We start from the raw sequence: 25720 nt of genomic DNA, 5'->3' as shown, positions 1-25720 counted from the left end.
GCGGCTCAGACCCTGGCCGAGGGCGCGTGGCGCAGCGCGGTTCCCGCGGCGACGGCGGCGACCGCGCACATCGCGATCACGACGCCGAGGAACCAGCCCCAGCCGGCCTGGGCGAACACGAGCCCGAGGGCCCAGCCGAACAGGCTGGAGCCGGCGTAGTAGGCGAAGTAGTACAGCGAGGACGCCTGCGCTCGGCTGCCGGCGGGCGCGGCCACCGGTGTCCAGCCCGACGCGATCGCGTGCGCGGCGAAGAATCCAGCCGTGAACAGCAGCAGGCCGAGGAGCACGACGACGGCAGCGGGCACGAGCATCACCGCAGCGCCCAGCGCCATCACCCCGGTCGATCCGAGGAGCACCCGGAAGCGTCCTGTCCGCGACGCGAGCACGCCCGCCCACGGCGACGACGCGGTGCCGGCCAGATAGGCGAGGAACAGCAGGGTGACGAGCCAGGCGGGCAGCGCGAACGGCGGCCCGGCCAGGTGGAAGCCGAGATAGTTGTACACCGCCACGAACGCGCCCATCAGCAGGAAGGCCTGCAGCTGCAGGGACCGCTGCGCGGAGGACCGCAGCGGCGCCCACAGCCGCTCGAGCACGCCGGGGCCCCGATCCGCGCGCCGTCGGTGCGGCACGAATCCTCGCGCCCGCGGGACGAGGCAGAGGAAGAGCACAGCCGCCGCAGCGCACAGCGCGGCGACCGTCCACACGCCCGCGCGCCAGTCCGCGGTCTCGGCGACGAGGCCGGAGACGATCCGCCCCAGGAGCCCGCCCACGGTGGTCCCCGCGATGTAACTGCCCGCGGCCGTGGCGGCATGACGGGCCTCGACCTCCTCGGCGAGATAGGCGAGGGCCACGGCCGGCACCGCGCCGAGCGCGACGCCCTCGGCGCAGCGGAGCACGAGCAGGGTGGCGATGTCGTCGCCGAGCGGCGCCAGGATCCCGAGGACCGTCGCGGAGAGCACGCCCGCCGCCATCGCCGGCACGCGCCCGACCCGGTCGGCGACGATCGACCACGGGATCACGGACGCCGCGAGCCCGAGCGTGGCCGCCGAGACGCTCAGCGCGGCGGTGGCCGGGGCGACGGCGAGGCCGCGGGCGATCTGCGGCAGCACGGCCTGCGGCGAGTACAGCTGGGCGAAGGTCGCGATGCCGGCCAGGAACAGCCCTGCGAGAAGGCGCCGGTAGCCGGAGGACCCCGGGGCGTGGCCGGTGAAGCTCACCGCGAGCGGATCCGCGTCCCGGAGGCGACACCGGATCCGCGAAGCTCGACGAGGGCCATGCGTCCATCCTCGCACCCCGGGACATGCGGAACGGGCCGCCACCCGGAGGTGACGGCCCGTTCGCTGAGGCGTTGCTTACGCGTTGCCGCCCGACAGCTTCTCGCGGAGAGCCGCGAGAGCCTCGTCGTCGGCGAGGGTGCCCGCACCGGACGCGTCGCTCGAGAACGACTGAGCAGCCGCACCGAAGTCGTCGCCCGCGGCGGCCTCGGCCTCGGCGGCCTTGAGGACCTGGGCCTTGTGCGCCTCCCAGCGGGTCTGCGCAGCGGCGTACTCCTGCTCCCATGCCTCGCGCTGGGCGTCGAAGCCTTCCTTCCACGCACCGGTCTCGGCGTCGAAGCCCTCCGGGTACTTGTACTCGCCGTTCTCGTCGTACTCGGCGAGCATGCCGTACAGGGCCGGGTCGAACTCGGTGCCGTAGGGGTCGACCGACTCGTTGGCCTGCTTGAGCGACAGCGAGATGCGGCGACGCTCGAGGTCGATGTCGATGACCTTGACGAAGACCTCTTCGCCCACGGACACGACCTGCTCCGCCAGCTCGACGTGCTTGCTGGACAGCTCGGAGATGTGCACGAGGCCCTCGATGCCGTCCGCGACACGCACGAACGCGCCGAACGGGACGAGCTTGGTGACCTTGCCCGGGGTGACCTGGCCGATGGCGTGGGTGCGGGCGAAGACCTGCCACGGGTCCTCCTGCGTCGCCTTCAGCGACAGGGAGACGCGCTCGCGGTCGAGGTCGACCTCGAGGATCTCGACGGTGACCTCCTGGCCCACCTCGACGACCTCGGAGGCGTGCTCGATGTGCTTCCAGGACAGCTCGGAGACGTGCACGAGGCCGTCCACGCCGCCGAGGTCGACGAACGCACCGAAGTTGACGATCGAGGACACGACGCCCTTGCGGACCTGACCCTTGTGCAGGTTGTTCAGGAACGTGGTGCGCGACTCGGACTGCGTCTGCTCCAGCAGGGCGCGGCGCGAGAGGACCACGTTGTTGCGGTTCTTGTCGAGCTCGAGGATCTTGGCCTCGAGCTCCTGACCGAGGTACGGCGTGAGGTCGCGGACGCGGCGCAGCTCGATGAGCGAGGCCGGCAGGAAGCCGCGGAGGCCGATGTCGACGATGAGTCCACCCTTGACGACCTCGATGACCTGACCGGTGACGACGCCGTCGTTCTCCTTGATCTTCTCGACATCGCCCCAGGCGCGCTCGTACTGGGCGCGCTTCTTGGACAGGATCAGACGGCCTTCCTTGTCCTCCTTCTGGAGGACGAGGGCCTCGACCTGGTCGCCGACGGAGACGACCTCGTTGGGGTCGACGTCGTGCTTGATGCTCAGCTCGCGCGAGGGGATGACGCCCTCGGTCTTGTAGCCGACGTCCAGCAGCACCTCGTCGCGGTCGATCTTGACGATCGTGCCCTCGATGATGTCGCCGTCGTTGAAGAACTTCAGGGTCTTCTCGACCGCAGCCAGGAAGTCCTCGGCAGATCCGATGTCGTTGATCGCGACCTGCTTGGTGGCCGGGGCGGCCGTTGCGGTAGTCATGTAGTGGGTTGTCCTTGTAGATGAATACTCGGGCCGCGGCGCAGGCTCTCGGAGAGCAGGATCACGCCGCAGCGGGTGGATGTGGTTTTCGTCACGCACGCGCGACGAATCCCCACGGGTGACGGTTCATGCTATCAGGCCGTGAGGCCGCACGAAAGCAGCGCAGCACGCCGACGGCGCGACCACGACGTGTGATGCAACGCAGGCGACCCCGGTCCTGTTCCCCGGGCTGGCAGACTGTCCGCATGACCGACGCCGCTCCGAAGCTGCTCCTCCTGGACACCGCCAGTCTCTACTTCCGCGCGTTCTACGGCGTGCCGGATGCGGTCAAGGCGCCCGACGGCACCTCGGTCAACGCGGTCCGCGGTCTCCTCGACATGATCGCGAAGCTGGTCACCGCCTACCGGCCGACCCATCTCGTGGCGTGCTGGGACGACGACTGGCGACCGCAGTGGCGCGTGGACCTCATCCCGAGCTACAAGGCGCACCGCGTCGTCGAGGTGGTCCCCGGCGGCGCGGACGTCGAGGAGGTGCCCGATCCGCTCGAGGCGCAGATCCCGATCATCCGCGAGGTGCTCCGGGCCCTGCGGATCCCGGTCATCGGCGTCGCGGAGCACGAGGCGGACGACGTGATCGGCACGCTCGCCATGATCGCCGCCATGCCCGTCGACATCGTCACCGGCGATCGGGACCTGTTCCAGCTCGTCGACGACGCCCGTGCCGTGCGGGTGATCTACACCGCACGCGGCATGAGCAACCTCGAGGACATGACCGAGGAGAACGTGGTGCGCAGGTACGGCGTGCTGCCACGGCAGTACGCCGACTTCGCGACCATGCGCGGGGACGCCTCCGACGGCCTGCCGGGGGTCGCCGGGGTCGGCGAGAAGACGGCCGCCACCCTGCTCGCGGAGCACGGCGACCTCGCCGCGATCCGCACAGCCGCCGAGACCGCGGACGGCATGTCCGCCGGCGTCGCGAAGAAGATCCTCTCGGCCGCCGACTATCTGGAGGTGGCGCCGACCGTCGTCCGCGTCGCGACGGCGCTGCCGATCGCGGTTCCCGCGGAGGCGCTGCGGCCTCTCGACGCCGCCGAGAAGGCGGCCGCCGTCTCGGTCGCCGAGAGGTGGAACCTCGGCACCTCGATGGCCCGTGCCCTGGAGGCGCTCAGCCGCACGGCCTGAGAGCGCGCGGCTCAGCCGGCCCAGCGCAGCAGTCGCTCCAGCCCCCAGGTCGTCACGATCCGCTCCGCGGGCACACCGGCGCGCTCGGCGCGCTGCGCGCCGTGGTCCAGCAGCGACAGCTGGCCCGGCGCGTGCGCGTCGGAGTCGATCGAGAACAGGCAGCCGAGCTCGAGGGCGAGCGCGATGAGCTCGTCGGGCGGATCCTGCCGTTCCGGGCGCGAGTTGATCTCCACAGCGACCCCGTGCTCCGCGCAGGCTTCGAACACGGCGCGCGCGTCGAACCGGGAGGGCGGGCGCGTGCCGCGGTCCCCCTGCACGAGCCGCCCGGTGACGTGACCGAGCACGCTCACGCGCGGATGCGAGACCGCCTTCACGATGCGCCGCGTCATCGGGGCGGGATCCATGCTCAGCTTGGAATGCACGGACGCGACGACCACGTCGAGCTCGCCGAGCAGGTCGTCCTCCTGATCCAGGCGGCCGTCCTCGAGGATGTCGACCTCGATGCCGGTCAGCATCGTGAGCCCGTCCCTGCTCTCCGCGCGCACCTGCGGCAGCTGCGTGCGCAGCCGTTCGGCGGTGAGCCCGCGCGCCACCCGCAGGCGCGGCGAGTGGTCCGTGATCGCCAGGTACTCGTGGCCGAGGGCCCTGGCCGCGTCGGCCATCGCCGCGATCGGCGTCGTGCCGTCGGACCACTCGGTGTGCGCGTGCAGGTCGCCGCGCAGCCGTCCGCGCAGCGCCGACGCGATCTCGGGCTCCACCTCGCCGCGCAACTCGACGAGATAGGTCGGGGTCTCCCCCGACAGCGCCTGCCGGATCACTTCGAACGTCGAGTCGCCGATCCCCTTCGTCCCGCGGATGCGCCCGAGGTCGGCGCGCGCGTCCTCCGGCAGGTCGGCATAGATGGCCGCCGCCGCCCGGAACGCCTTCGCGCGGTACCGCGAGGCGCGCTCGCGCTCCAGGAGACGGGCGATCTCCAGCAGCGCGTCCTGCGGATCCATCCCGATCAGCCCGCCGCCAGCTCCTGCGAGACCGCGACCCACGCGTCCAGTTTGGCCTCGGCACTGCCGTCGTCGATCGCGGCCTCCGCGCGTCCCAGCGCGTCGCGCAGCCGTTGCACGATCGGGACCTGCGCCTGCGCCGGGTCGTGCGAGAGCTCGTAGGAGACGATGCCCGCCGCCGCGTTCAGCAGCACGATGTCGCGCACCGCGCCGCGCTCGCCCTCGAGCGTGCGCCGCAGCACTCCCGCGTTGTGCTCGGGCGCGCCGCCGATGAGATCGGAGAGCTCCGCGAGCGGGATGCCCAGGTCCCGCGGATCGAGGTCGTGCTCGTGGATGTCGCCGAGGGTGACCTCCCAGATCCTGCTGTGCCCGGTGGTCGTGAGCTCGTCGAGCCCGTCGTCGCCGCGGAACACCAGCGCCGTGGCCCCGCGGGTGCGGAACACGCCGGTGATGAGCGGAACCCGGTCGAGCTGCGCGACGCCGACGGCGTTGGCCTCGGCGCGTGCCGGGTTGCACAGCGGGCCGAGCATGTTGAAGACGGTCGGCACGCCCAGTTCGGCGCGCACGGCGCCGGCGTTCTTGAAGCCCGGGTGGAAGGCGCCCGCCCACGCGAACGTGATGCCGGTGCGGTCGAGGATCTCGGCGACGGCCTGCGGATCCAGCGTGAGCTGCAGGCCGAGGGCCCCGAGCACGTCGGAGGATCCCGATGCCGAGCTTGCCGCCCTGTTCCCGTGCTTGACGACGGGGATGCCGGTGGCGCCGATGATGATCGCGGCGGTCGTGGAGACGTTGACGGTACCGACCCGGTCTCCCCCGGTGCCGACGATGTCGAGCACGTCCGACGACACGGGCAGCGGCACCGCGGCTTCCAGGATCGCGTCGCGGAAGCCGACGATCTCGTCGATCGTCTCGCCCTTCGCGCGCAACCCCACCAGGAACCCGGCGAGCTGCGCCTGGGTCGCCTGACCGCGCATGACCTGGCGCATCGCCCAGGTCGACTCGTACACGCTCAGATCACGCCCCGCGAGGAGGGTGGAGAGGATGTCGGGCCAGGTCAGAACTTCCGCCATGCCAGCGATCCTATCGATGTGACCGAGTCGTGACCGCCGATCGAGAGACCCGTCATCCCCCGGCGCTCAGCGGATTCCCCGCGAGTTCCGAGGTCCCGTCGAGCCGGCGACGGGCTGAACCGCCGTCGGCGGTGCGACAATCGGCGTCCCGGATCGGCCATAATGGACGGGTGACGACCTCAGCGACGTATGCCCCGGCGGCGAGAACGATCAAACGCCCCAACCCGGTGGCTGTGGGAACCATTGTCTGGCTCGGCAGTGAGGTGATGTTCTTCGCGGGACTCTTCGCGATCTACTTCACCCTGCGCAGCACGTCCCCCCAGCTCTGGGCCATGCGCACAGAGCACCTCAACGTGCCGTTCGCCGCGATCAACACCCTCGTGCTGGTGGCGTCCTCGTTCACCTGCCAGATGGGCGTGTTCGCGGCGGAGCGCATGCAGCCGTACACCTCGGTGAGCGAGCGGGGCCGAAAGCGCTGGGGCATGGTGCCGTGGTTCTGGATCACCTTCGCGATGGGCGCGTTCTTCGTGTCCGGCCAGGTCTGGGAGTACTCGCAGCTGGTCGCCGAGGGCATGCCGATCTCGGCCGACTCGTACGCCTCGGCGTTCTACATCACGACCGGCTTCCACGCGCTGCACGTCACCGGCGGTCTCGTGGCGTTCCTGCTCACGCTCGGCCGTGCCTTCGCCGTCAAGAACTTCACGCACAAGGAGGCGACGACGGCCATCGTGGTGTCCTACTACTGGCACTTCGTCGACGTCGTCTGGATCGTGCTGTTCCTCGTCATCTATTTCCTGAAGTAAGAAGCGGAGCGGATTCCCGACATGGCACGTGAGAAGAAGCGCCGTTCCGGCCGTCGCAGCCCCCTGGCCGCCGCGGCCCTGATCGCCGCAGGCCTGATGATCACCGGCGGCGCCTACGCCGGCGCGAACGCGGCGTTCGCCGCATCCCAGCCCGCCTCGGCGACCACCCAGGTCTCCGCGACGGAGGGCCAGAAGCTCTTCCAGGCGAACTGCGCGACCTGCCACGGCATGAACCTGCAGGGCACCTCCACCGGCCCCAGCCTCTACGGCGTCGGCGAGCTCGCGGTCGAGTTCCAGATGTCCACCGGACGCATGCCGCTGCAGATGCAGGGCCCGCAGGCACCGCAGAAGCGCCCGCAGTTCACCGAGGAACAGATCAGGGGCATCGCCTCGTGGGTGCAGTCGGTCGCTCCCGGTCCCACCTACCCCGACGAGAAGATCACGGACGGCAAGGGCGACGTCGCGCACGGCGCCGAGCTGTTCCGGATCAACTGCGCCATGTGCCACAACGTCGCCGCGGCCGGCGGTGCTCTCACCGAGGGCAAGTACGCGCCGCCGCTGACGAAGACCAGCGCGCTGCACATGTACGCCGCGATGGTCACCGGCCCGCAGAACATGCCGGTGTTCGGCGACATGAACCTGTCCGCCGAGGACAAGCGCGACATCATCTCCGCCCTGCTCTTCCAGCAGAAGGCCACGCAGGTCGGCGGCATGGATCTCGGATCCCTCGGGCCCGTCTCGGAGGGACTGTTCATCTGGATCTTCGGAATCGGCGCTCTGGTCGCCATCACCGTGTGGATCACGGCGAAGTCCAACTGACGCCGGCTTATCGAAGAACGTACGAGGAGAACCATGGCACACGACGACTCGCAGGCTCTTGACCGGGCCTATCAGCCCCCGTCCGGGCTGAGCGTCGACGTCAGCGACCCCGCGCAGAACCCCGGGATGCCGCCGCACCGGGAGCGCATCACGGATCAGGATCCGAAGGCGATGAAGACCGCCGCCCGCACGGTCTACACGCTCTTCTACCTCTCCCTCGCGGGCAGCATCTGGGCGGTCGCCGCCTACATGCTGTTCCCGATCGAGAGCGGCTCGCTGCTCGATGTGCGCTACAACAACCTCTTCATCGGCCTCGGCATCGCCCTCGCCCTGCTCGCGCTCGGCATCGGCGGCATCCACTGGTCCAAGGCCGTGATGAGCGACAAGGAGCACATCGAGTACCGTCACCCCACCCGGGGCCGCGACTCGACCCGCGAGGCCGCCATCCAGGCGTTCGCCGCCGCGAACGAGGAATCCGGCTTCGGCCGCCGCGTGATGATCCGCAACTCGCTGATCGCCGCGGTCGTCGCCTCGATCATCCCCGGCGTCACCCTGTTCCGCGGGCTGGCCCCGCACAGCACGCCGGACGACCCGATCGCCGGCGACCCGGTGCAGCTGCTCAAGCACACCATGTGGGAGAAGGGCATGCGCCTGGCGCACGACCCCGACGGCACCCCGATCCGCGCCGCGGACATCGTCCTCGGCTCCGCGGTGCACGTCATCCCCCAGCCGCTCTCCAAGCTGAGCCACGAGGACGGCTACCTCGAGCAGAAGGCGAAGGCCCTGGTGCTGCTCGTCCGCCTGCTCCCGGAGCAGCTCAAGGAGTCCGAGGACCGCAAGACCTGGTCGTACAACGGCATCGTCGCGTACTCCAAGGTCTGCACCCACGTCGGCTGCCCGGTCGCGCTGTACGAACAGCAGACCCACCATCTGCTCTGCCCGTGCCACCAGTCGCAGTTCGACGTGACCGAGGAGGCCAAGGTCATCTTCGGCCCGGCCGCCCGTCCGCTGCCGCAGCTGCCCATCACCGTCGACGATGAGGGCTACCTCGTCGCGCAGAGCGATTTCCACGAACCCGTCGGCCCGAGCTTCTGGGAGCGCCCGTGAGCACCGCAACCGTTACCGATCCGCAGACGTCGGAGAAGCCGCTCGGCGGACGCTTCGTCGGCGCAGCGGCGAACTATCTCGACGAGCGCACCAGCCTGTCCGGCTTCGTCAAGGAGCTCGGCCGGAAGATCTTCCCCGACCACTGGTCCTTCATGCTCGGCGAGATCGCGCTGTGGAGCTTCGTGGTCGTGCTGCTCTCCGGCACGTTCCTGACGTTCTTCTTCCAGGCGTCCATGGTGCCGACGCACTACGCGGGCGCCTACCCCCCGATGCGCGGCGTGGAGATGTCCGCGGCGCTCGACTCGACCCTGCGCATCTCGTTCGACCTGCGCGGCGGTCTGCTGGTCCGTCAGATCCACCACTGGGCGGCGCTGACGTTCGTGGCCGGCATCGGCGTGCACATGCTCCGCGTGTTCTTCACGGGTGCATTCCGCAAGCCCCGTGAATTGAACTGGGTGATCGGCTTCGTGCTGTTCATCCTCGCGATGGCCGAGGGCTTCACCGGCTACTCGCTTCCCGACGACCTGCTCTCGGGCAACGGCCTGCGCATCATCGACGGCATGATCAAGGGTCTTCCGCTGATCGGCACCTGGACCTCGTTCATGCTGTTCGGCGGCGAGTTCCCGGGCAACCAGATCGTGGGGCGCCTGTACACGCTGCACATCCTGCTGCTGCCCGCGCTCGTCCTGGCGTTCGTGGTGCTGCACCTGATGCTCATGATCATCAACAAGCACACGCAGTTCGCGGGCCCCGCGCGCACGAACGACAACGTCGTGGGCTACCCGATGATGCCGATCTACATGTCCAAGATGGGCGGCTTCCTGTTCATCACGTTCGGCGTGATCGTGCTGATCGCCTCCCTGTTCCAGATCAACCCGATCTGGAACTACGGGCCCTACGACCCGTCTCCGGTGTCCGCGGGCACCCAGCCGGACTGGTACATCGGCTTCGCGGACGGGGCCCTCCGCCTCGCCCCGTCGGATCTGGACGTCGTGTTCCTCGACCACCGGTGGTCGTTCGGCATCATCCTGCCGGTGATCGTCCTGGGTATCTTCATCGTCCTCGTCGCGCTGTACCCGTTCATCGAGGCGTGGATCACCGGCGACAAGCGCGAGCACCACATCGCCCAGCGTCCGCGCTCCTCGGCGACGCGCACCGCGATCGGCGTCGCCGGCGTGATCTTCTACGCCACGCTGTGGGCGGCCGCCTCCTCCGACCTCATCGCGACGCACTTCATGCTCACGATGGAGGGCGTGATCCACACGCTCCAGGGCATGCTGTTCGTCGGCCCGGTGCTCGGCTACTTCGTCACCAAGCGCATCTGCATCGCGCTGCAGAAGAAGGACCGCGAGATCGTCCTGCACGGCTACGAGTCGGGCCGCATCGTCCGCCTCCCCGGCGGCGAGTTCATCGAGGTGCACAAGCCCGTCGACGTGTACGACCGGTGGAAGCTCGTCGACGTGGAGACCTACGAGCCGCTCGTGGTCCGCCCCAACGCCAAGGGTCGCATCCCGTGGACGCAGAACCTGCGCTCCTCGATGTCCCGCTGGTTCTTCGAGGACCGCCTCTCTCCGCTCACGCAGGCCGAGATCGCCGCAGCCGACGCTCACCAGCGTCACGTCCTGCACGACACGGACGAGGCCGCGCACGACGAGATCGTCGCCTCGCACCAGCGCGCGGGCGTGAGCGAGGACCAGATCGCCCTGGTCGACGCGTCGCACGTCAGCGAGACTCCGAACACCCCCAGCTCGGCGCTGGCGCCCGAGTCGCTCGCCCCGAAGGAGGGCGGCGAATAGTCCGCTCCCCCGCTCGTCACGAAGGCCCCGTCACACGACGGGGCCTTCGTCGTCTCCGTCCCCGCACCGGGTAGCCTGGCATCATGATCACCGCCCAGGACCACTTCTCCGCCAAGCTCGCCTACGAGACGGACGCCAGCGACGTCCACACGGCCCGTGCGGCCGGTGAGACGATCGCCGTGGTCGATGTGCGCTCCGACGAGGCGTGGGCGCAAGGGCGCGTCGTGGACGCGATCCACATGCATTACAGCGAGATCGCGACGCGCGCCCCGCAGGAGATCCCGGCCGGCACGCCCGTGGTGGTCTACTGCTGGAGTCCGGGCTGCAACGCAGGCGACAAGGGCGCCCTGGAGTTCGCGAAGCTCGGATATGACGTGCGGCTGATGATCGGCGGTTTCGAGTACTGGGTCCGCGAGGGCTATCCCGTCGAGAACGCAGACGGCGTCCACCGGCGCCCTGTCGATCCGCTCACCGGCGTCCCCCGCATCCGCACCCGCGCCTGAGCCCGTGCGGCGCGGTCCCTCCCGTGCCTGAGCCCGTGCGGCGCGGTCCTTCCCGTGCCGGAGAGAGCGCGTCGCCGCGTCCGATCAGCTCGACGTCCGAACGGGGCGCCGGTCAAGCCCGCGCCGCGTTCCTGGACCGGCCCGTCGCTCGTGCGGGAGCGCGCCGGCTCCGGCGCCGTACGGAAGGCACGGAGCTGCTCACGGACGGCCCCTCCGTGCTCGAGCGGCAGGCAACTCCTCGGCCTCTGTGAGCGGTCCGATCATGCGGAAGGGGTCCGGGAGCAGCAGCTCCCGGACCCCTTCCGAACGTGGCTCAGCGGGCGAAGTGACCGCGATAGTACTCGTAGACCCAGCCGACGATCGCCACGACGAAGATCGCGAGGGCGACGGGGAAGAGGAACTCTCCGACGGCAAGCGCGATCGCGCCGACGGCGGCGGATCCGGCCAGCACGATCGGCCACCAGGACCACGGGCTGAACTCGCCGAGCTCCGGGTCGCCGTCGTCGATGTCACTCGTGAGGATGTCCTCGGGCAGCGACCCGCCCTGCGCCTTGTGGGTGCGGTCCAGGTAGAACGCGATCATGGCGGCCATGAACGTCGCGAAGAACAGCGCCACGGTGCCGACCCACTCGATCGCGGTGACGATCGGGCGATCGGGGTGATCGATGATGTTCCAGACCGTGTAGGTCACGCCCATGAGGGCGAAGAAGCCGGTGAGGATCCACCAGAGGACGATGTTGTCGCGCATGGGTCAGTGGCCCTTTCCGTCTGCCGTGGCCATCATGACCGGGCGCTCCGCCGCCTCCGGGTGGTTGAGGTCGAACGCCGGACGCTCGCTGCGGATGCGCGGGATCGACGTGAAGTTGTGCCGCGGCGGCGGGCAGGAGGTCGCCCACTCGAGCGAGGCGCCGTAACCCCACGGGTCGTTCACGGTGACCTTCGGGGCCTTGCGCGCCGTCAGCCAGACGTTCAGGAAGAACGGCAGCATCGACGCGCCGAGGATGATGGCGCCGATCGTGGAGACCTGGTTCTCCCACGTCCAGTTGTCGTAGGCCGAGTAGTCGGCGTAACGACGCGGCATGCCGTCGACGCCCAGCCAGTGCTGGATGAGGAACGTCATGTGGAAGCCGATGAACAGCATCCAGAAGTGCACGTAGCCGAGGCGCTCGTTGAGCATCCGGCCTGTCCACTTCGGCCACCAGAAGTAGAAGCCGGCGAACATCGCGAACACGACCGTGCCGAACACCACGTAGTGGAAGTGCGCGACGACGAAGTACGAGTCGGACAGGAAGAAGTCCAGTGGCGGGGAGGCCAGGATCACGCCGGTCAGACCGCCGAAGACGAACGACACGAGGAAGCCGAGGGCGAAGACCATGGGTGTCTCGAACGTGACCGATCCTCGCCACAGCGTGCCGATCCAGTTGAAGATCTTCACACCGGTCGGGACGGCGATGAGCATCGTCATGAGGGCGAAGAACGGCAGCAGCACGGAGCCGGTGACGTACATGTGGTGCGCCCACACCGCGACGGACAGCGCCGCTATCGAGATGGTGGCGTAGACGAGCGTCTTGTACCCGAAGATCGGCTTGCGACTGAACACCGGGAAGATCTCGGACACGATGCCGAAGAACGGCAGCGCGATGATGTACACCTCGGGGTGGCCGAAGAACCAGAACAGGTGCTCCCAGAGCAGCACGCCGCCGTTGGCCGGGTCGTAGATGTGGGCGCCCAGGATGCGGTCCGCGGCGGCGGCCAGCAGCGCGGCGGCCAGCACCGGGAAGGCCATCAGCACGAGCAGGCTCGTGATGAGCGCGTTCCACGAGAAGATCGGCATACGCCACATGGTCATGCCGGGAGCACGCATGGTGATGACCGTGGTGATGAAGTTCACGGCGCCGAGGATCGTTCCGAAACCGGAGATGCCGAGACCCATCATCCACAGGTTGCCGCCGGCGCCGGGTGTGAACGAGGAGCTCGCGAGCGGCTGATAGGCGAACCAGCCGAACGACGCCGCACCCTGCGGGGTGAGGAAACCGGCGACCGCGATGGTCGAACCGAACAGGAACAGCCAGAACGCGAACGCGTTCAGACGCGGGAAGGCGACGTCGGGAGCGCCGATCTGCAGCGGCAGGATCGCGTTCGCGAAGCCTGCGAACAGCGGGGTCGCGAACATCAGCAGCATGATCGTGCCGTGCATCGTGAACAGCTGGTTGTACTGCTCCTTCGTCGGCACGATCTGCATGCCCGGCGAGAAGAGCTCGGCGCGGATGATGAGCGCCATCACGCCGCCGAGGAGGAAGAACAGCACGGACGCGATCAGGTACATGTACCCGATCGTCTTGTGGTCGGTCGAGGTGACCCACTTGACGACGATGTTGCCCTTCTGCTCGACGCGGGTCGAGCTGAGCAGGGCCGCCTGACGGGGCGGAATCGTCGTCGGACGGGAGCCGACCTCAGACGTGCCGGGAAGAGTGCTCGTCATTCTGCTTACTTCGCTTCCGGGGTGGTCTCGTTCTTCCCGGTGGTGCCGGGGAGGTTTGTCAGGCGATCGTAGGCGTTGGTGATGTCGCCCGTGTTGCCCTCGTCGTGCAGCTTCGTCAGGTACGCCTGGTAGTCCGCGTCGCTGACGACCTTCACGTTGAAGAGCATCATCGAGTGGTACTCGCCGCAGAGCTCGGCGCACTTGCCCTGATAGGTGCCCTCACGGGTCGGGACGAACGACCAGGAGTTGTCCTTCCCGATGTACATGTCCTTCTTGTACAGGAAGTCGATGATCCAGAAGGAGTGGATCACGTCGCGCGACTGCAGCGTGATGTGCACCTTCTTGTTGACCGGCAGGTACAGCGTCGGCAGCGCCGCCTGGTCGATGTTGCCGGCCTTGTCGGGCTGTGCCTGGACGCCCATGGTCCAGACCGCGTCGGAGTTGTCCTTCTCCTTGCCGTCGTACTGGAAGTCCCACGCCCACTGCTTGCCGATCGCTGTGATCGACACGTCGGGTGCGGGCTGGCCCGGTGCGCCGTACTGCGTCTCGATGATCGTCTGGTCGCGTGCCGTGAAGGCGAACATGCCGAAGATCAGGATCAGCGGCACGACCGTGTAGAAGATCTCGATCGGCATGTTGTAGCGCAGCTGCACCGGGAGTCCGGTCTGGCCCTTGCGACGGCGGTACGCGATCGCGGCCCAGCCCATCAGACCCCAGGTGACGATGCCCACGACGAGGAGCACGATCCAGGAGTTGACCCAGAGCGCGGCGACCCGGTCGGTCTGGTTGGTGGCCGGCGTGCCGTCCGCGACGAAGCCTGGGAGGAATCCGTGGAGCTCCGTGGGAGAGCATCCCGCGAGGGCCACGGCTGCCGCGACTCCCAAAGGGAGAGCGGCCCAACGAAGGCGGCGTTTCGAGGGCACGATGCACCTTTCAGATCGCGGACATGGGCAAGCCCATTCTAGGGCAACCTCACACCCGATTCACGCCAGCCACGCAGGTTCGGTGTGGCTGGCGCAGAGGTTGGAGAGGGGGATTCCGGACTCAGTGGAAGCTGTCGCCGCACGCGCAGGAGCCCTGCGCGTTGGGGTTGTCGATAGTGAATCCCTGCTCCGAGATCGTGTCCTTGAAGTCGATCGAGGCGCCGTCCAGGTAGGGCACGCTCATGTTGTCGACGATGACCTCGACGCCGTCGAAGTCGACGGTCTCGTCGCCGTCGAGGTAGCGCTCGTCGAAGTACAGCTGGTAGATCAGGCCGGAGCAACCGCCGGGCTGCACGGCCACGCGCAGGCGCAGATCGTCACGGCCCTCCTGCTCCAGCAGGCTCTTCACCTTGGCCGCGGCCGCGTCGGTGAGCTTCACGCCGTGGGCGGTGGTGGTCTCAGGGGTGAGGGTGATGTCGCTCATGTCGCTCCTTGGATCGGCCGTGCACAGGCACGGGTTCCGTCCCGTCGAGTCTACCGCCGAACATCCGCCCGCCGACGCGCGCCGGGTCACGCCACCGTCTCGTTACAGCGTGATCTCGTTCATCCGGGTGAGCAGCAGGGCCTCGGTCGCGACGGCGTGCCGGAAGGTGTCCAGATGCAGCGACTCGTTCGGGCTGTGCGCCCTCGCGTGCGGATCCTCCACGCCGGTGACCAGGATCTGCGCCCCCGGGAAGGTCTCCACGAGGTCGGCGATGAACGGGATCGATCCGCCGATGCCGAGGTCAACCGGCGCCTTGCCGTAGCCGTCCGCCATCGCGCCGCGGACGAGGCCGACGGCCCATCCGGACGTGTCGACGAGGAACGGGTTGCCGAGATCCAGGTCGGAGAACGTCAGCTCCGCCCCGAACGGCGCGTGCGCGCGCAGGTGGGCCTCGAGCGCCGCATAGGCGTCCTCGGCGCTCTGCCCCGGGGCGACCCGGCAGCTGAGCACGACGGTGGTCTCCGGCGACAGCGTGTTGGACGCGGCGTCGACCGAGGTCGCATCGATGCCGATCACCGTGACGGACGGCTTGTTCCAGATCCGGCTGAGGATCGTGCCGTCGCCGATCGGCGAGACGCCGGGGAGCAGTCCCGCCTCGTCGCGCAGCGTCGCCTCGGAGTAGTCGGGCGTCTCCGCGTCCCGCACCGCGAGCCCCGCGACGGCGACGGATCCGTTCTCGTCCCAGAGCGAGTCGAGCAGGCGGATCGTGGCGAGCATCGAGTCGGGCACCGCTCCCCCGAACATGCCGGAGTGCGAGGCGTGGTCGAGCGTGCGGACCTTCAGGGTGAAGCGCACCGCACCGCGCAGTGACACGGTGAGCCCCGGGGTCTCCGCGTCCCAGTTGCCCGAGTCGGCGACGACGATGGCGTCGGCGCGCAGCGCGTCCTCGTTGTCCTTCAGGAACTGTCCGAAGGAACGGGATCCGTACTCCTCCTCGCCCTCGATGAACATCGCGATGCCGAGGTCCAGGTCGTCGCCGACGGCCTCGGCCACGGCACGGATCGAGGCGATGTGCGCCATGATCCCGGCCTTGTCGTCCGCCGCCCCGCGCCCGTAGAGGCGCCCGCCGCGCACGGTCGGCTCGAACGGCGGCGTGTCCCACAGCTCGTCGGCGCCCGGGGGCTGCACGTCGTGGTGGGCGTAGAGCAGGATCGTGGGCTTGCCGTTGCGGGACGCACGGGTCGCGAGCACCGCCGGCTGGCCGTGCTCGTCGGTTCCGGGGACGGCGGCGCGCAGCACGCGCACGCTGTCGAAGACGCCCGTCCCCTCGGCGAGCTCGGCGACGGCGGCCGCGCTGCGCTCGAGCTGGGTCTGATCGAAGGCCGGCCAGGCGATCCCCGGGATCCGCACCAGCGCACCGAGGTCGCTCAGCGCGGACGGGATCCCCGAGGACACGGCGGCGGCGACGGCTGCTTCGAGGTCGCCGGGGGCGGTGACCGAGGAGGAGGGAGAAGTCATGCGAGTAATCTTAGGGAACACCCGTTTCCTCCTCCCTCGATCCCAGGAGCCCCCGTGCCGACCACGCCCTCCCCCTCCACCAACGACGACTCCGCCGCGGAGACGTCCGGCAAGGGGCGCCGTACGCCGACCCGCGCCGAGCAGGAGGCCGCACGACGCCGCCCGCTCGTGCCGGACACGAAGGAGGCCAGGGCGCAGGCGAAGGCCGATCTGCGCCAGCGCCAGGAGCGGCAGCGGATCGGCATGGCCAACGGCGAGGAGAAGTACCTCCCGGTCCGCGACCGCGGACCGCAGCGCCGCTACGTGCGCGACTACGTCGACGCCGGCTGGCATCTGAGCGAGTGGGTCATGGCCCTGATGGTGGTCGTGATCGTGGTCTCGCTCATCCCGAACACCCTGGTCGCCTACTGGGCCTTCATCGGACTGTGGGCGTACCTCGCGATCTCCGTGCTGGACATGGTGCTGCTCGGGATCCGGGTGAAGCGCCGCATCGCGGACAAGTTCGGCGCGCAGAACCGCGAGCGCGGGCTCGGCTGGTACGCGGCGATGCGGTCGCTGCAGATGCGTTTCATGCGACTGCCGAAGCCGCAGGTCAAGCGCGGGCAGTACCCCGCCTGATCCCTTCGACGACAGAACCCGATGCGCCTCGCGCATCGGGTTCTTCTCGTCTCAGGCGGGGCTCAGCCGCGGCGCAGGCCTTTGGCGATCTGGCGGGCCCAGAACGGTCCGCGGTAGAGGAAGCCGGTGTAGCCCTGCACGAGCGTGGCTCCGGCGTCCAGCCGCTCGCGCACCTCCGCGCCGGTCTCCACGCCGCCGACCGAGATGACGCAGAACCCTTCCGGGACCGCCGCGCGCACGATCCGCAGCACGGCGAGGGAGCGCTCCTTGAGCGGGGCGCCGGAGAGTCCGCCCTCCCCCGCTGCGGCGACCTTCGCGGGATCCGTGACGAGTCCCTCGCGGGAGATCGTGGTGTTCGTGGCGATGAGGCCGGACAGCCCTTCGGCGACCGCGAGGTTCGCGATCGCGGTGATCTCGTCGTCCGGGAGGTCCGGTGCGATCTTCACGAGCAGCGGCGTGCTGCCGGCTTCGTCCTTGACCGCGCGCAGCAGCGGCGCGAGGGTCTCCACGGCCTGCAGGCCGCGCAGGCCCGGCGTGTTCGGTGAGGACACGTTGATCGCGAGATAGTCGGCCAGCGGAGCGAGGCGCGCCGCGGATGCGACGTAGTCGGCCGTCGCGTCCTCGACGGCGACCACGCGGCTCTTGCCGATGTTGACGCCGATGACCGCGCTCGGGCGGCGCCGGCGCAGCCTCCACAGCCGCTTCTCCGCGGCCTCGGCGCCCTCGTTGTTGAAGCCCATCCGGTTCACCACCGCACGGTCCGGGATCAGCCGGAAGAGCCTCGGCTTGGGGTTTCCCGGCTGCGGGATCGCGGTGATCGTGCCCACCTCGACATGGCCGAAGCCGAGTGCCGACAGCCCGCGGACGCCCACCGCGTTCTTGTCGAAGCCGGCTGCGATGCCGAACGGCGTCGGGAACGTCACTCCCAGCGCCTGCACCTGCTCGGCCGGATCCGGCCGCGTCAGCGCACGTGCGATCCAGGAGAACGGGGGCACGCCGAGGATCCGCACCACGACCATGCCGGCGTGGTGCGCGAACTCGGGATCGAGGCGCGCGAGGACGAGGCGGAAGAGCAGGGCATACATCCCTGCCAGGCTACCGGTCGGCGGGGACGGATCCGGACGCCGCGTCCTCAGGCCGGGCGTCGTCCGCCCCCTGGTGGTCGGCGCGCAGCTCGGCGATGGACGCCTCGAAGTCCTCGAGCGAATCGAAGGCCTGGTACACGCTCGCGAACCGCAGATAGGCGACCTCGTCGAGATCGCGGAGGGGACCGAGGATCGCCAGCCCGATCTCGTTCGCGTCGAGCTGGGAGACACCGGTCTGCCGCACGGACTCCTCGACCCGCTGGGCGAGGATCGCGAAATCGGCCTCCGTGACCGGGCGGCCCTGGCACGCCTTGCGGACGCCGGCGATCACCTTCTCGCGGCTGAACGGCTCCATCACGCCGGAGCGCTTGATGACGTTCAGGCTCGCGGTCTCGGTGGTCGTGAACCGCCCCCCGCACTCGGGGCACTGACGACGCCGGCGGATGGACAGGCCGTCGTCGCTCGTGCGGGAGTCGATGACGCGGGAGTCCGGGTGGCGGCAGAACGGGCAGTGCATTCGTGAAAGCCTACGCCCCGGTCGCGGGAGCCGGGACGAACCGCGCTTCGACGGCCTCGCCGTGCGCCGGCAGCACCTCGGCCTCCGCCAGTGCGACGACGCCCTCCCGCGCCTGCGCCAGGGCATCCCGGTCGTACGAGATCACCTGCTGCGGGCGCAGGAACGTGTAGGCGCCGAGTCCGGACGCGTACCGGGCCTGACCGCCCGTGGGCAGCACGTGGTTGCTGCCGGCCATGTAGTCGCCCAGGCTCACCGGCGTCTGGTCTCCGACGAAGACCGCGCCCGCGCTCGTGAAGGCCGCGGCGGCCTCCTCTGCGTCGAGCAGGTGCAGTTCGAGGTGCTCCGGCGCGTAGGCGTTGCTGAAGGCGACGGCCGCGGCCCGGTCGTCGACGAGCACGATCGCGGACTGCGGTCCGCTCAGCGCGGTCTGCACCCGGACGCTGTGCCGAGTGCGCGCCGCGGCGGCCTCGACCTCCGCGGCGACGCGGTCGGCGAGCACGGCCGAGTCGGTGACGAGCACGGCCGAGGCCTGCTCGTCGTGCTCCGCCTGGCTGATCAGGTCGACCGCGATGAGCCGCGGATCCGCATGCGCGTCCGCGACGATGAGGATCTCGGTCGCGCCCGCCTCGGAGTCCGTTCCCACCACGCCGGCGACGGCGCGCTTGGCGGAGGCGACGTAGTTGTTGCCAGGGCCGGAGATCACGTCGACCGGATCGAGGCCGATCGCCGCCACGCCGTGCGCGAGCGCTCCGATCGCGCCGGCGCCGCCGATCGCGTAGATCTCGTCGATGCCGAGCAGCCCGGCCGCCGCGAGGATCGTGGGGTGGATCCGGCCGCCCTCGCTCTCCTGAGGCGGCGAGGCGAGCGCGATGCTGCCGACGCCGGCGACCTGGGCGGGCACGACGTTCATCACGACGCTCGACGCGAGCGGCGCCTTGCCGCCGGGGATGTAGACGCCGACGCGGCCGACCGGCTGCCAGCGCTGCGCGATGCGGGCGCCGGGGCCGATCTCGGTGATGCGGGGGGCCGGGATCTGGGCGACCGAGCCCTCCCACACGCGCTCGATGGCCGTCTGGAGCGCGATGCGCACGGCGGGATCCACACCGGCGAGAGCCTCCTCGATGTGCTCCCGGGGCACGCGGATCGCGTGATCCTGCACCCGATCGAACCGCTCGGCCTGCTCACGCAGCGCCTCCTCGCCGCGCACGCGGACGTCTTCCACGATCGCGGTGGCGGTGGCCAGCGCCTCGGCGCGCGCGGCGGTCGCACGCGGCACGGCCGCCAGCATCTCGGCGGCGGAGAGGGTGCGTCCCCTCAGGTCGATCGTCTGCATGCGTCCTCAGCCTCGGGTCATGTTCTCGGTGTCGTGCAGGTAGCCGACACGTCCGTCGTCGTGGCGCACCACGAAGGCGCCGCCGCGATCCTCGAGTACCAGGATCCATGCATCCGGCCCGATCCGGAAAATCTCCTCGCCACGGGCGTCATGGACCGGCCGGACGTCGGGCGCGAGCGCCCAGAACGGCTGGGCCGGCTCGCCGCCCTTCTGCGACCCGGCAGGCTTCTTCTCGGGGGCGGGAGGCACGACCTCGACGGCGTGCGTCGCGACGTCGTCTGCGGGGGCCGGCGCGAGCAGGTCGCCGAGGACCTGGGTCATCGTGTCGGACGGGTTGCGGGCAGGCTCCTCGGCCTGGGCGGGGTGCTCGGCGGCGGCGGAGGAGTGCTCCGTCGTGGCAGGCTCGGCCTCGGCGGGGTGCTCGGCGGGGTGCTCGGCGGGGTGCTCGGCGGCATCGGAGGACTGCTCGGCCTCGGCGGGTCCGGTTCCGCGGGTCTCATCGCCGACCGGCTCGACCGGCTCTGGCCGGGCCAGCGGCGCCGCTCCGCCGTCCCGCCCCTCGGTCGTACCCGGCGTCCCGACCGCCGCCCAGGTGCCGAGGATCGCCTCGGTGGGCGCGTCCGCGGACACGGCGGACGGCACGTCTGCCGGAGCAGCCGCCTCTGCTGCGGCGACGGCCCCGGGATCCGAGACGTCGGACGCGAGGAACGACTCACGATGATGCTCCGGGACGTATCCGGCGGAGTTCAGGTTCAGGACCCCGGTGGCACTGCCCGAGACGTGGCCGGCCGCGCCGACCTCGTTCTCGTGCAGAAGACCCGGATCCACGTCGTCCGCGGACTGCGGGTCGGAGATGCTGCCGCGGGCGCGGACCGGCCGCGGCTTCGAGAACACCGGACGGACCGGGTTCGCGTTGCGGTGCGCGAGGGTCTCCATGCGACCCTCGAAGTCCTCGCGGACGGCGGGGACGAGGCGGGCGAACACCGTCACGACGACGAGTGCGAGCATCGCGAAGATCTCCACCCAGGCCGGCCAGGTGAGCAGGATCGACTGCCGCGTCGCGCCGACCAGGACCACCTGCTGCCAGAGCAGCACGGCCCAGCTGACGGCGGCGACCGTGTAGGCCACCGAGGCGAACTGATCGATGCCGAGCGATCCGACCCGGCGGATCCCCTCGGGCGACAGCCGCCGCAGCACGATCAGGAAGGTCGCCGCGGTCGGGACGCCGATCGTGAGGATCCACGAGCCGTTCATCGTCCAGACCGTCGAGGTGATGTCGAGGATGCTGCCGGCACTGGGAACGAACGACAGCACGAACGCGATCAGCCAGGCGCCGACGATGATCAGCTCGCGGAGGGTGAAACCGAAGTGGCCCTCCTGCGGAGCAACGGTGGGAAGCGCCACGTCGTCATGCGCCGCGGGCTGCGCGTCGTCTCGCACGCGGGACTCCTCGTCCTTCTCGATCTCAGCGAAGGGGACGTCGCCGGTCATCAGTGAATCCTTTCGTCGTGCGGCCGGAGCGGATCTCGGCCGTCGAACGCGCCGATACTACCGGGCCGCCATGGAGAGGCCCTGAGCGCCATCCCCCAGGACAACGACGGCGCGAACGCCGGCGGAACGGTCGCTCAGCCGAGGCACTGCGGCCCGAGGAGCGACTTCAGATCGCCGAACAGGTCGGCCGTGACCGACACCGGCATGGGCACTTCGAACACCTTGGCGCGCCCACCCCGATGCATCTTCAGCATCACCTCGGTCTCGCCCGCGTGGCGGCGCAGCACCTCGGCCAAGTCCTCGATCACGCGTTCCGTGGCGCGCTGCTCGGGCACCACGAGCGACAGCGGCCCCGCGGCGTCGAACGAGCCCACATCGGGCGTGAACGCGGACTGCGCGTGCAGGTTCATGCCATCGTCGCGGCGGGAGATGCGACCGCGCACCGCGAGGATCGTGTCCTGCTGCAGCGTGCCCTGGAACTCCAGGTAGGTCTTGCCCATGAACATGATCGTGATCTCACCGCCGAAGTCCTCGACGGTGATCATGCCGTAGGGGTTGCCGCTGGCCTTGGCGATGCGGTGCTGCACACTCGTGACGAGCCCGGCGACGGTGACCTGGTCGCCGTCCTGCAGATCTTCCGACTCCAGCAGGCTGTTGATCGCGATCGAGGCGTGCTTCGCGAGCGGCACCTCGAGACCGGCGAGCGGGTGATCGGACACGTACAGGCCGAGCATCTCGCGCTCGAACGCGAGCTTGTCCTTCTTGGTCCATTCCGGCCGGGCCGGGACCTTCGGAGGCGCCACCTCCTCGACCTCGTCGTACAGGCTGTCGAAGTCGAAGCCGATCGCGCCCTGCGCCTCGTTGCGCTTCTGCCCGACCGCGGCCTCGACCGCGTCCTCGTGGATCTCCACGAGCGCGCGGCGGGTGTCGCCCATCGAGTCGAACGCGCCCGCCTTGATCAGGGATTCCACGGTGCGCTTGTTCGCGACGTGCAGCGGGACCTTCTTCAGGAAGTCGTGGAAGGAGGTGAAGTTCTCCTCCTTGCGTCCCTGCACGATCCCCTCGACGACGTTGGATCCCACGTTGCGCACCGCGCCGAGGCCGAAGCGGATGTCCTCGCCGACGGCCGCGAAGTAATTGATCGACTCGCGCACGTCCGGCGGCAGCACCTTGATGCCCATGCGACGGCACTCGTTCAGGTACAGCGCCATCTTGTCCTTCGAGTCGCCGACGCTGGTGAGCAGCGCCGCCATGTACTCGGCGGGATAGTGAGCCTTGAGGTACGCGGTCCAGTACGAGATGACACCGTAGGCCGCGGAGTGCGCTTTGTTGAATGCGTAGTCGGAGAACGGCAGCAGGATCTCCCAGAGCGCGTTCACGGCGCCGTCGGAGTAGCCGTTCGCGTTCATGCCGGCCCGGAAGCCCTCGAACTGCTTGTCCAGCTCGGACTTCTTCTTCTTGCCCATCGCGCGGCGGAGGATGTCCGCCTGTCCGAGCGAGAACCCGGCCACCCGCTGGGCGATCGCCATCACCTGCTCCTGGTAGATGATGAGGCCGTAGCTCTCCTCCAGGATGTCCTTGAGCGAGTCGGTGAACTCGGGGTGGATCGGGGTGATCTCCTGCAGGCCGTTCTTGCGGAGGGCGTAGTTCGTGTGCGAGTTGGCGCCCATCGGGCCGGGACGGTAGAGCGCGATGAGGGCCGAGATGTCGCCGAAGTTGTCCGGCTTCATCAGGCGCATGAGGGAGCGCATCGGGCCGCCGTCGAGCTGGAACACGCCCAGCGAGTCGCCGCGCGTGAGCAGGTCGTACGAGGGACGGTCGTCGAGGGCGAGGTCCTCGAGCACGAGCTCCTCCCCCCGGTTCATACGGATGTTCGCGAGCGCGTCGGAGATGATCGTGAGGTTGCGCAGCCCCAGGAAGTCCATCTTGATCAGGCCGAGGGACTCGCAGGACGGGTAGTCGAACTGCGTGACGATCTGGCCGTCCTGCTCGCGCTTCATGATCGGGATGATGTCGATCAGGGGGTGCGACGACATGATCACGCCGGCCGCGTGCACACCCCATTGCCGCTTCAGGTTCTCCAGGCCCAGAGCCGTGTCGAACACGGTCTTCGCCTCGGGATCCGACTCGATCACGACGCGGAACTCGGAGGCCTCCTTGTACCGCGGGTGCTCCGGGTTGAACATGCCGTCCAGCGGCATGTCCTTGCCCATCACCGCCGGCGGCATGGCCTTGGTGAGCTTCTCCCCCATGCTGAACGGGAAGCCCAGCACGCGGCCCGCGTCCTTGAGCGCCTGCTTGGCCTTGATCGTGCCGTAGGTGACGATCTGCGCGACGCGCTCGTCGCCGTACTTCTCCGTGACGTACTGGATGACCTCGCCGCGACGACGGTCGTCGAAGTCGACGTCGAAGTCGGGCATCGAGACGCGGTCCGGGTTCAGGAAGCGCTCGAAGATGAGGCCGTGCTCGAGCGGGTCGAGGTCGGTGATCCGCATGGCGTACGCGGCCATGGATCCTGCACCGGATCCGCGCCCTGGCCCGACGCGCACGCCGTTGTCCTTGGCCCAGTTGATGAAGTCTGCGACGACGAGGAAGTAGCCCGGGAACCCCATGGACGAGATGACCTCGACCTCGTAGTTCGCCTGGGTGCGCACGGCGTCGGGGATCCCGCCCGGGTAGCGGTAGTGCAGGCCCTTCTCGACCTCCTTGATGAACCAACTCTCCTCGGTCTCGCCCTCGGGCACCGGGAAGCGCGGCATGAAGTTCGCGCCGGTGTTGAAAGACACGTCGCAGCGCTCGGCGATCAGCAGCGTGTTGTCGCAGGCCTCGGGGTGGTCCCGGAACACCTGGCGCATCTCGGCGGCGGACTTCACGTAGTAGCCGTCGCCGTCGAACTTGAACCGGTTCGGGTCGTTCAGCGTCGATCCGGACTGGACGCAGAGCAGGGCTGCGTGGCTGGTCGAGTCGTGCTGGTGCGTGTAGTGCAGGTCGTTCGTGCCGACGAGCGGGATCCCGAGGTCCTTCCCGATCTTGAGCAGGTCGTCGATGACGCGGCGCTCGATCTCGAGGCCGTGATCCATGAGCTCGACGAAGTAGTTCTCCTTGCCGAAGATGTCCTGGAACTCCGCCGCGGCGGCGCGTGCGGCGTCGTACTGGCCGAGACGCAGCCGGGTCTGGATCTCGCCGGAGGGGCAGCCGGTCGTGGCGATCAGGCCTTTGGAGTACTTCTGCAGGATCTCGCGATCCATGCGCGGCTTGAAGTAGTAGCCCTCCAGGCTCGACCGCGAGGACAGCCGGAACAGGTTGTGCATGCCCTCGGTGGTCTCCGAGAGCAGCGTCATGTGGGTGTAGGCACCGGATCCCGACACGTCGTCGCTGCGCTGCTCCGGCGATCCCCACTGCACCCGCGACTTGTCGCTGCGATGGGTTCCCGGAGTGACGTAGGCCTCGATGCCGATGATCGGCTTGACGCCCACCGCCTGGGCGGCCTTGTAGAACTCGAACGCCGCGAACGTGTTGCCGTGGTCGGTGACCGCGACGGCCGGCATGCCCTGGGCGACAGCCTCCTGCACGAGAGGCTGGATGCGCGCGGCCCCGTCCAGCATCGAATACTCGCTGTGCACGTGGAGGTGGACGAAGGAGTCTGATGCCATGGTTCGAGTCTACTTTCGACCTCCGACGCTCTCTCCGCGGAGCTGCGCGTTCTTGCTGCTGATACTCGGGCTCCGGATCCCCGAGACGAATCAGCGCATCTGCGCACTCCGTCCGGCCTGGCCGGGGTTCCCTTCGCGGGTTCGGTCAGGCGGCGGGGCGAAATCGTTTGGGTGGTGGATCCACGTCGCCCCAGAGGTAGCGGAGCGGCAACCGTCGGGTGAGGATCGTCGCCGATCCATCGGTGCCGTGCAGGACGAAGTCGCCCTTCCCGTCGCGGGTGATCCGCCATCCACCGTGGTGCAGCTCCATATGGTGGAACCGGCACAGCAGAATCCCCCGGTCGATGTCGGTGCGGCCCTGGTCGCGGTGCCATTCATCGATGTGATGCGCTTCGCAGTACGACGCCGGACGGTCGCACCGGGGCCACCGGCAACCGGCGTCGCGCACCGCGAGCCCGATCCGCTGCTTCGGCGTGAACAGCCGTTCCTCACGCCCGACGTCGAGCGGGTTGCCGCACGAGTCGAC

Annotated in this window: 22 protein-coding genes; 7 read left to right on the top strand and 15 right to left on the bottom strand. The window is 69.2% G+C overall.

Annotation, left to right across the window (positions count from 1 at the left end):
* Positions 1–5 precede the first annotated feature (5 nt).
* Both ACTJJZ_RS15895 and rpsA read right to left on the bottom strand, forming a co-directional pair.
* On the bottom strand, positions 6–1217 hold the full coding sequence (locus ACTJJZ_RS15895) for an MFS transporter (RefSeq protein WP_440722165.1): 1212 nt from the start codon (positions 1215–1217) through the stop codon (positions 6–8).
* 135 nt (positions 1218–1352) lie between these two features.
* A complete protein-coding gene (gene rpsA, locus ACTJJZ_RS15890; protein WP_440722164.1) occupies positions 1353–2813 on the bottom strand; it encodes a 30S ribosomal protein S1 in 1461 nt (486 codons plus the stop codon).
* A gap of 245 nt (positions 2814–3058) precedes the next feature.
* Here rpsA and ACTJJZ_RS15885 point away from each other — a divergent pair, with 245 nt between their 5' ends.
* Positions 3059–3994, top strand: a complete 936-nt coding sequence (locus tag ACTJJZ_RS15885) for a 5'-3' exonuclease (RefSeq protein WP_440722163.1) — start codon at positions 3059–3061, stop codon at positions 3992–3994.
* Positions 3995–4005: 11 nt separating this feature from the next.
* Here the strand turns inward: ACTJJZ_RS15885 and ACTJJZ_RS15880 are convergent, their stop codons facing one another.
* Together ACTJJZ_RS15880 and trpD are read right to left on the bottom strand one after the other, a co-directional pair.
* A complete protein-coding gene (locus tag ACTJJZ_RS15880; protein WP_440722162.1) occupies positions 4006–4992 on the bottom strand; it encodes a PHP domain-containing protein in 987 nt (328 codons plus the stop codon).
* A 5-nt stretch (positions 4993–4997) separates the two neighbouring features.
* The gene (trpD, locus tag ACTJJZ_RS15875; protein ID WP_440722161.1) at positions 4998–6062 is read right to left on the bottom strand and encodes an anthranilate phosphoribosyltransferase; all 1065 of its coding nucleotides are present in this window, start codon (positions 6060–6062) and stop codon (positions 4998–5000) included.
* 170 nt (positions 6063–6232) lie between these two features.
* Between trpD and ctaE the strand changes: the two genes are divergently transcribed.
* The 5 genes from ctaE to ACTJJZ_RS15850 all read left to right on the top strand — a co-directional run bounded on the left by ctaE (position 6233) and on the right by ACTJJZ_RS15850 (position 11090).
* Positions 6233–6865 (top strand): aa3-type cytochrome oxidase subunit III, encoded by a 633-nt coding sequence (ctaE, locus tag ACTJJZ_RS15870; RefSeq protein ID WP_440722160.1) that lies wholly within the window; start codon positions 6233–6235, stop codon positions 6863–6865.
* A gap of 21 nt (positions 6866–6886) precedes the next feature.
* The gene (gene qcrC / locus ACTJJZ_RS15865) at positions 6887–7684 is read left to right on the top strand and encodes a cytochrome bc1 complex diheme cytochrome c subunit (protein ID WP_440722159.1); all 798 of its coding nucleotides are present in this window, start codon (positions 6887–6889) and stop codon (positions 7682–7684) included.
* 33 nt (positions 7685–7717) lie between these two features.
* Complete coding sequence (gene qcrA / locus ACTJJZ_RS15860) at positions 7718–8791, top strand: cytochrome bc1 complex Rieske iron-sulfur subunit (protein WP_440722158.1); 1074 nt, start codon at positions 7718–7720, stop codon at positions 8789–8791.
* Complete coding sequence (gene qcrB, locus ACTJJZ_RS15855) at positions 8788–10587, top strand: cytochrome bc1 complex cytochrome b subunit (RefSeq protein ID WP_440722157.1); 1800 nt, start codon at positions 8788–8790, stop codon at positions 10585–10587. The genes qcrA and qcrB overlap by 4 nt, the downstream gene beginning before the upstream one ends.
* An 83-nt stretch (positions 10588–10670) precedes the next feature.
* Entirely contained in the window at positions 10671–11090 is a 420-nt protein-coding gene (locus tag ACTJJZ_RS15850; RefSeq protein WP_440722156.1) for a rhodanese-like domain-containing protein, read from the top strand.
* 313 nt (positions 11091–11403) lie between these two features.
* Here ACTJJZ_RS15850 and ACTJJZ_RS15845 read toward each other — a convergent pair whose 3' ends face one another.
* From ACTJJZ_RS15845 to ACTJJZ_RS15825, 5 genes are all read right to left on the bottom strand, one after another.
* Positions 11404–11838, bottom strand: coding sequence for a cytochrome c oxidase subunit 4 (locus ACTJJZ_RS15845; protein WP_440722155.1), 435 nt, complete (start codon positions 11836–11838; stop codon positions 11404–11406).
* A 3-nt stretch (positions 11839–11841) separates the two neighbouring features.
* On the bottom strand, positions 11842–13572 hold the full coding sequence (ctaD, locus tag ACTJJZ_RS15840; RefSeq protein WP_440722154.1) for an aa3-type cytochrome oxidase subunit I: 1731 nt from the start codon (positions 13570–13572) through the stop codon (positions 11842–11844).
* A 5-nt stretch (positions 13573–13577) separates the two neighbouring features.
* Positions 13578–14495, bottom strand: coding sequence for an aa3-type cytochrome oxidase subunit II (gene ctaC, locus ACTJJZ_RS15835; RefSeq protein ID WP_440722153.1), 918 nt, complete (start codon positions 14493–14495; stop codon positions 13578–13580).
* A gap of 121 nt (positions 14496–14616) precedes the next feature.
* Positions 14617–14979, bottom strand: a complete 363-nt coding sequence (gene erpA / locus ACTJJZ_RS15830) for an iron-sulfur cluster insertion protein ErpA (protein WP_440722152.1) — start codon at positions 14977–14979, stop codon at positions 14617–14619.
* 102 nt (positions 14980–15081) lie between these two features.
* A complete protein-coding gene (locus ACTJJZ_RS15825; RefSeq protein ID WP_440722151.1) occupies positions 15082–16497 on the bottom strand; it encodes a dipeptidase in 1416 nt (471 codons plus the stop codon).
* 54 nt (positions 16498–16551) lie between these two features.
* Here ACTJJZ_RS15825 and ACTJJZ_RS15820 point away from each other — a divergent pair, with 54 nt between their 5' ends.
* Positions 16552–17115: a DUF3043 domain-containing protein gene (locus ACTJJZ_RS15820; protein WP_440722150.1), complete on the top strand. Its 564-nt coding sequence runs from the start codon at positions 16552–16554 to the stop codon at positions 17113–17115.
* Between the two features lie 62 nt (positions 17116–17177).
* Here the strand turns inward: ACTJJZ_RS15820 and ACTJJZ_RS15815 are convergent, their stop codons facing one another.
* The 6 genes from ACTJJZ_RS15815 to ACTJJZ_RS15790 form a co-directional block, all read right to left on the bottom strand.
* Positions 17178–18200, bottom strand: a complete 1023-nt coding sequence (locus ACTJJZ_RS15815) for a quinone-dependent dihydroorotate dehydrogenase (protein ID WP_440722149.1) — start codon at positions 18198–18200, stop codon at positions 17178–17180.
* 10 nt (positions 18201–18210) lie between these two features.
* Positions 18211–18717 (bottom strand): transcriptional regulator NrdR, encoded by a 507-nt coding sequence (nrdR, locus tag ACTJJZ_RS15810; RefSeq protein WP_440722148.1) that lies wholly within the window; start codon positions 18715–18717, stop codon positions 18211–18213.
* 10 nt (positions 18718–18727) lie between these two features.
* On the bottom strand, positions 18728–20050 hold the full coding sequence (hisD, locus tag ACTJJZ_RS15805) for a histidinol dehydrogenase (protein WP_440722147.1): 1323 nt from the start codon (positions 20048–20050) through the stop codon (positions 18728–18730).
* A 6-nt stretch (positions 20051–20056) separates the two neighbouring features.
* On the bottom strand, positions 20057–21541 hold the full coding sequence (locus tag ACTJJZ_RS15800; RefSeq protein WP_440722146.1) for a hypothetical protein: 1485 nt from the start codon (positions 21539–21541) through the stop codon (positions 20057–20059).
* A gap of 134 nt (positions 21542–21675) precedes the next feature.
* Positions 21676–25194: a DNA polymerase III subunit alpha gene (gene dnaE / locus ACTJJZ_RS15795; protein WP_440722145.1), complete on the bottom strand. Its 3519-nt coding sequence runs from the start codon at positions 25192–25194 to the stop codon at positions 21676–21678.
* A gap of 145 nt (positions 25195–25339) precedes the next feature.
* Positions 25340–25720 (bottom strand): HNH endonuclease signature motif containing protein (locus tag ACTJJZ_RS15790; protein ID WP_440721995.1); only part of this gene is annotated, 381 nt, incomplete at its 5' end.

The sequence above is a fragment of the Microbacterium sp. 22242 genome (genome assembly GCF_052045495.1).
In the GTDB taxonomy this organism is placed as follows: Bacteria; Actinomycetota; Actinomycetes; order Actinomycetales; family Microbacteriaceae; genus Microbacterium.
The sequence above is the reverse complement of the archived record's forward strand: the minus strand, read 5'-3'. Positions and strand labels throughout refer to the sequence as shown.

Bases quoted from the DNA above. Each gene is read 5' to 3' on its own strand.
- qcrA (WP_440722158.1), top strand. From the start codon at position 7,718: ATGGCACACGACGACTCGCAGGCTCTTGACCGGGCCTATCAGCCCCCG.
- erpA (WP_440722152.1), bottom strand. From the start codon at position 14,979: ATGAGCGACATCACCCTCACCCCTGAGACCACCACCGCCCACGGCGTG.
- ACTJJZ_RS15845 (WP_440722155.1), bottom strand. From the start codon at position 11,838: ATGCGCGACAACATCGTCCTCTGGTGGATCCTCACCGGCTTCTTCGCC.
- ACTJJZ_RS15850 (WP_440722156.1), top strand. From the start codon at position 10,671: ATGATCACCGCCCAGGACCACTTCTCCGCCAAGCTCGCCTACGAGACG.
- ACTJJZ_RS15815 (WP_440722149.1), bottom strand. From the start codon at position 18,200: ATGTATGCCCTGCTCTTCCGCCTCGTCCTCGCGCGCCTCGATCCCGAG.
- ACTJJZ_RS15880 (WP_440722162.1), bottom strand. From the start codon at position 4,992: ATGGATCCGCAGGACGCGCTGCTGGAGATCGCCCGTCTCCTGGAGCGC.
- hisD (WP_440722147.1), bottom strand. From the start codon at position 20,050: ATGCAGACGATCGACCTGAGGGGACGCACCCTCTCCGCCGCCGAGATG.
- ACTJJZ_RS15885 (WP_440722163.1), top strand. From the start codon at position 3,059: ATGACCGACGCCGCTCCGAAGCTGCTCCTCCTGGACACCGCCAGTCTC.
- ctaD (WP_440722154.1), bottom strand. From the start codon at position 13,572: ATGACGAGCACTCTTCCCGGCACGTCTGAGGTCGGCTCCCGTCCGACG.
- qcrC (WP_440722159.1), top strand. From the start codon at position 6,887: ATGGCACGTGAGAAGAAGCGCCGTTCCGGCCGTCGCAGCCCCCTGGCC.
- ACTJJZ_RS15800 (WP_440722146.1), bottom strand. From the start codon at position 21,541: ATGACCGGCGACGTCCCCTTCGCTGAGATCGAGAAGGACGAGGAGTCC.
- nrdR (WP_440722148.1), bottom strand. From the start codon at position 18,717: ATGCACTGCCCGTTCTGCCGCCACCCGGACTCCCGCGTCATCGACTCC.
- ACTJJZ_RS15825 (WP_440722151.1), bottom strand. From the start codon at position 16,497: ATGACTTCTCCCTCCTCCTCGGTCACCGCCCCCGGCGACCTCGAAGCA.
- trpD (WP_440722161.1), bottom strand. From the start codon at position 6,062: ATGGCGGAAGTTCTGACCTGGCCCGACATCCTCTCCACCCTCCTCGCG.
- dnaE (WP_440722145.1), bottom strand. From the start codon at position 25,194: ATGGCATCAGACTCCTTCGTCCACCTCCACGTGCACAGCGAGTATTCG.
- rpsA (WP_440722164.1), bottom strand. From the start codon at position 2,813: ATGACTACCGCAACGGCCGCCCCGGCCACCAAGCAGGTCGCGATCAAC.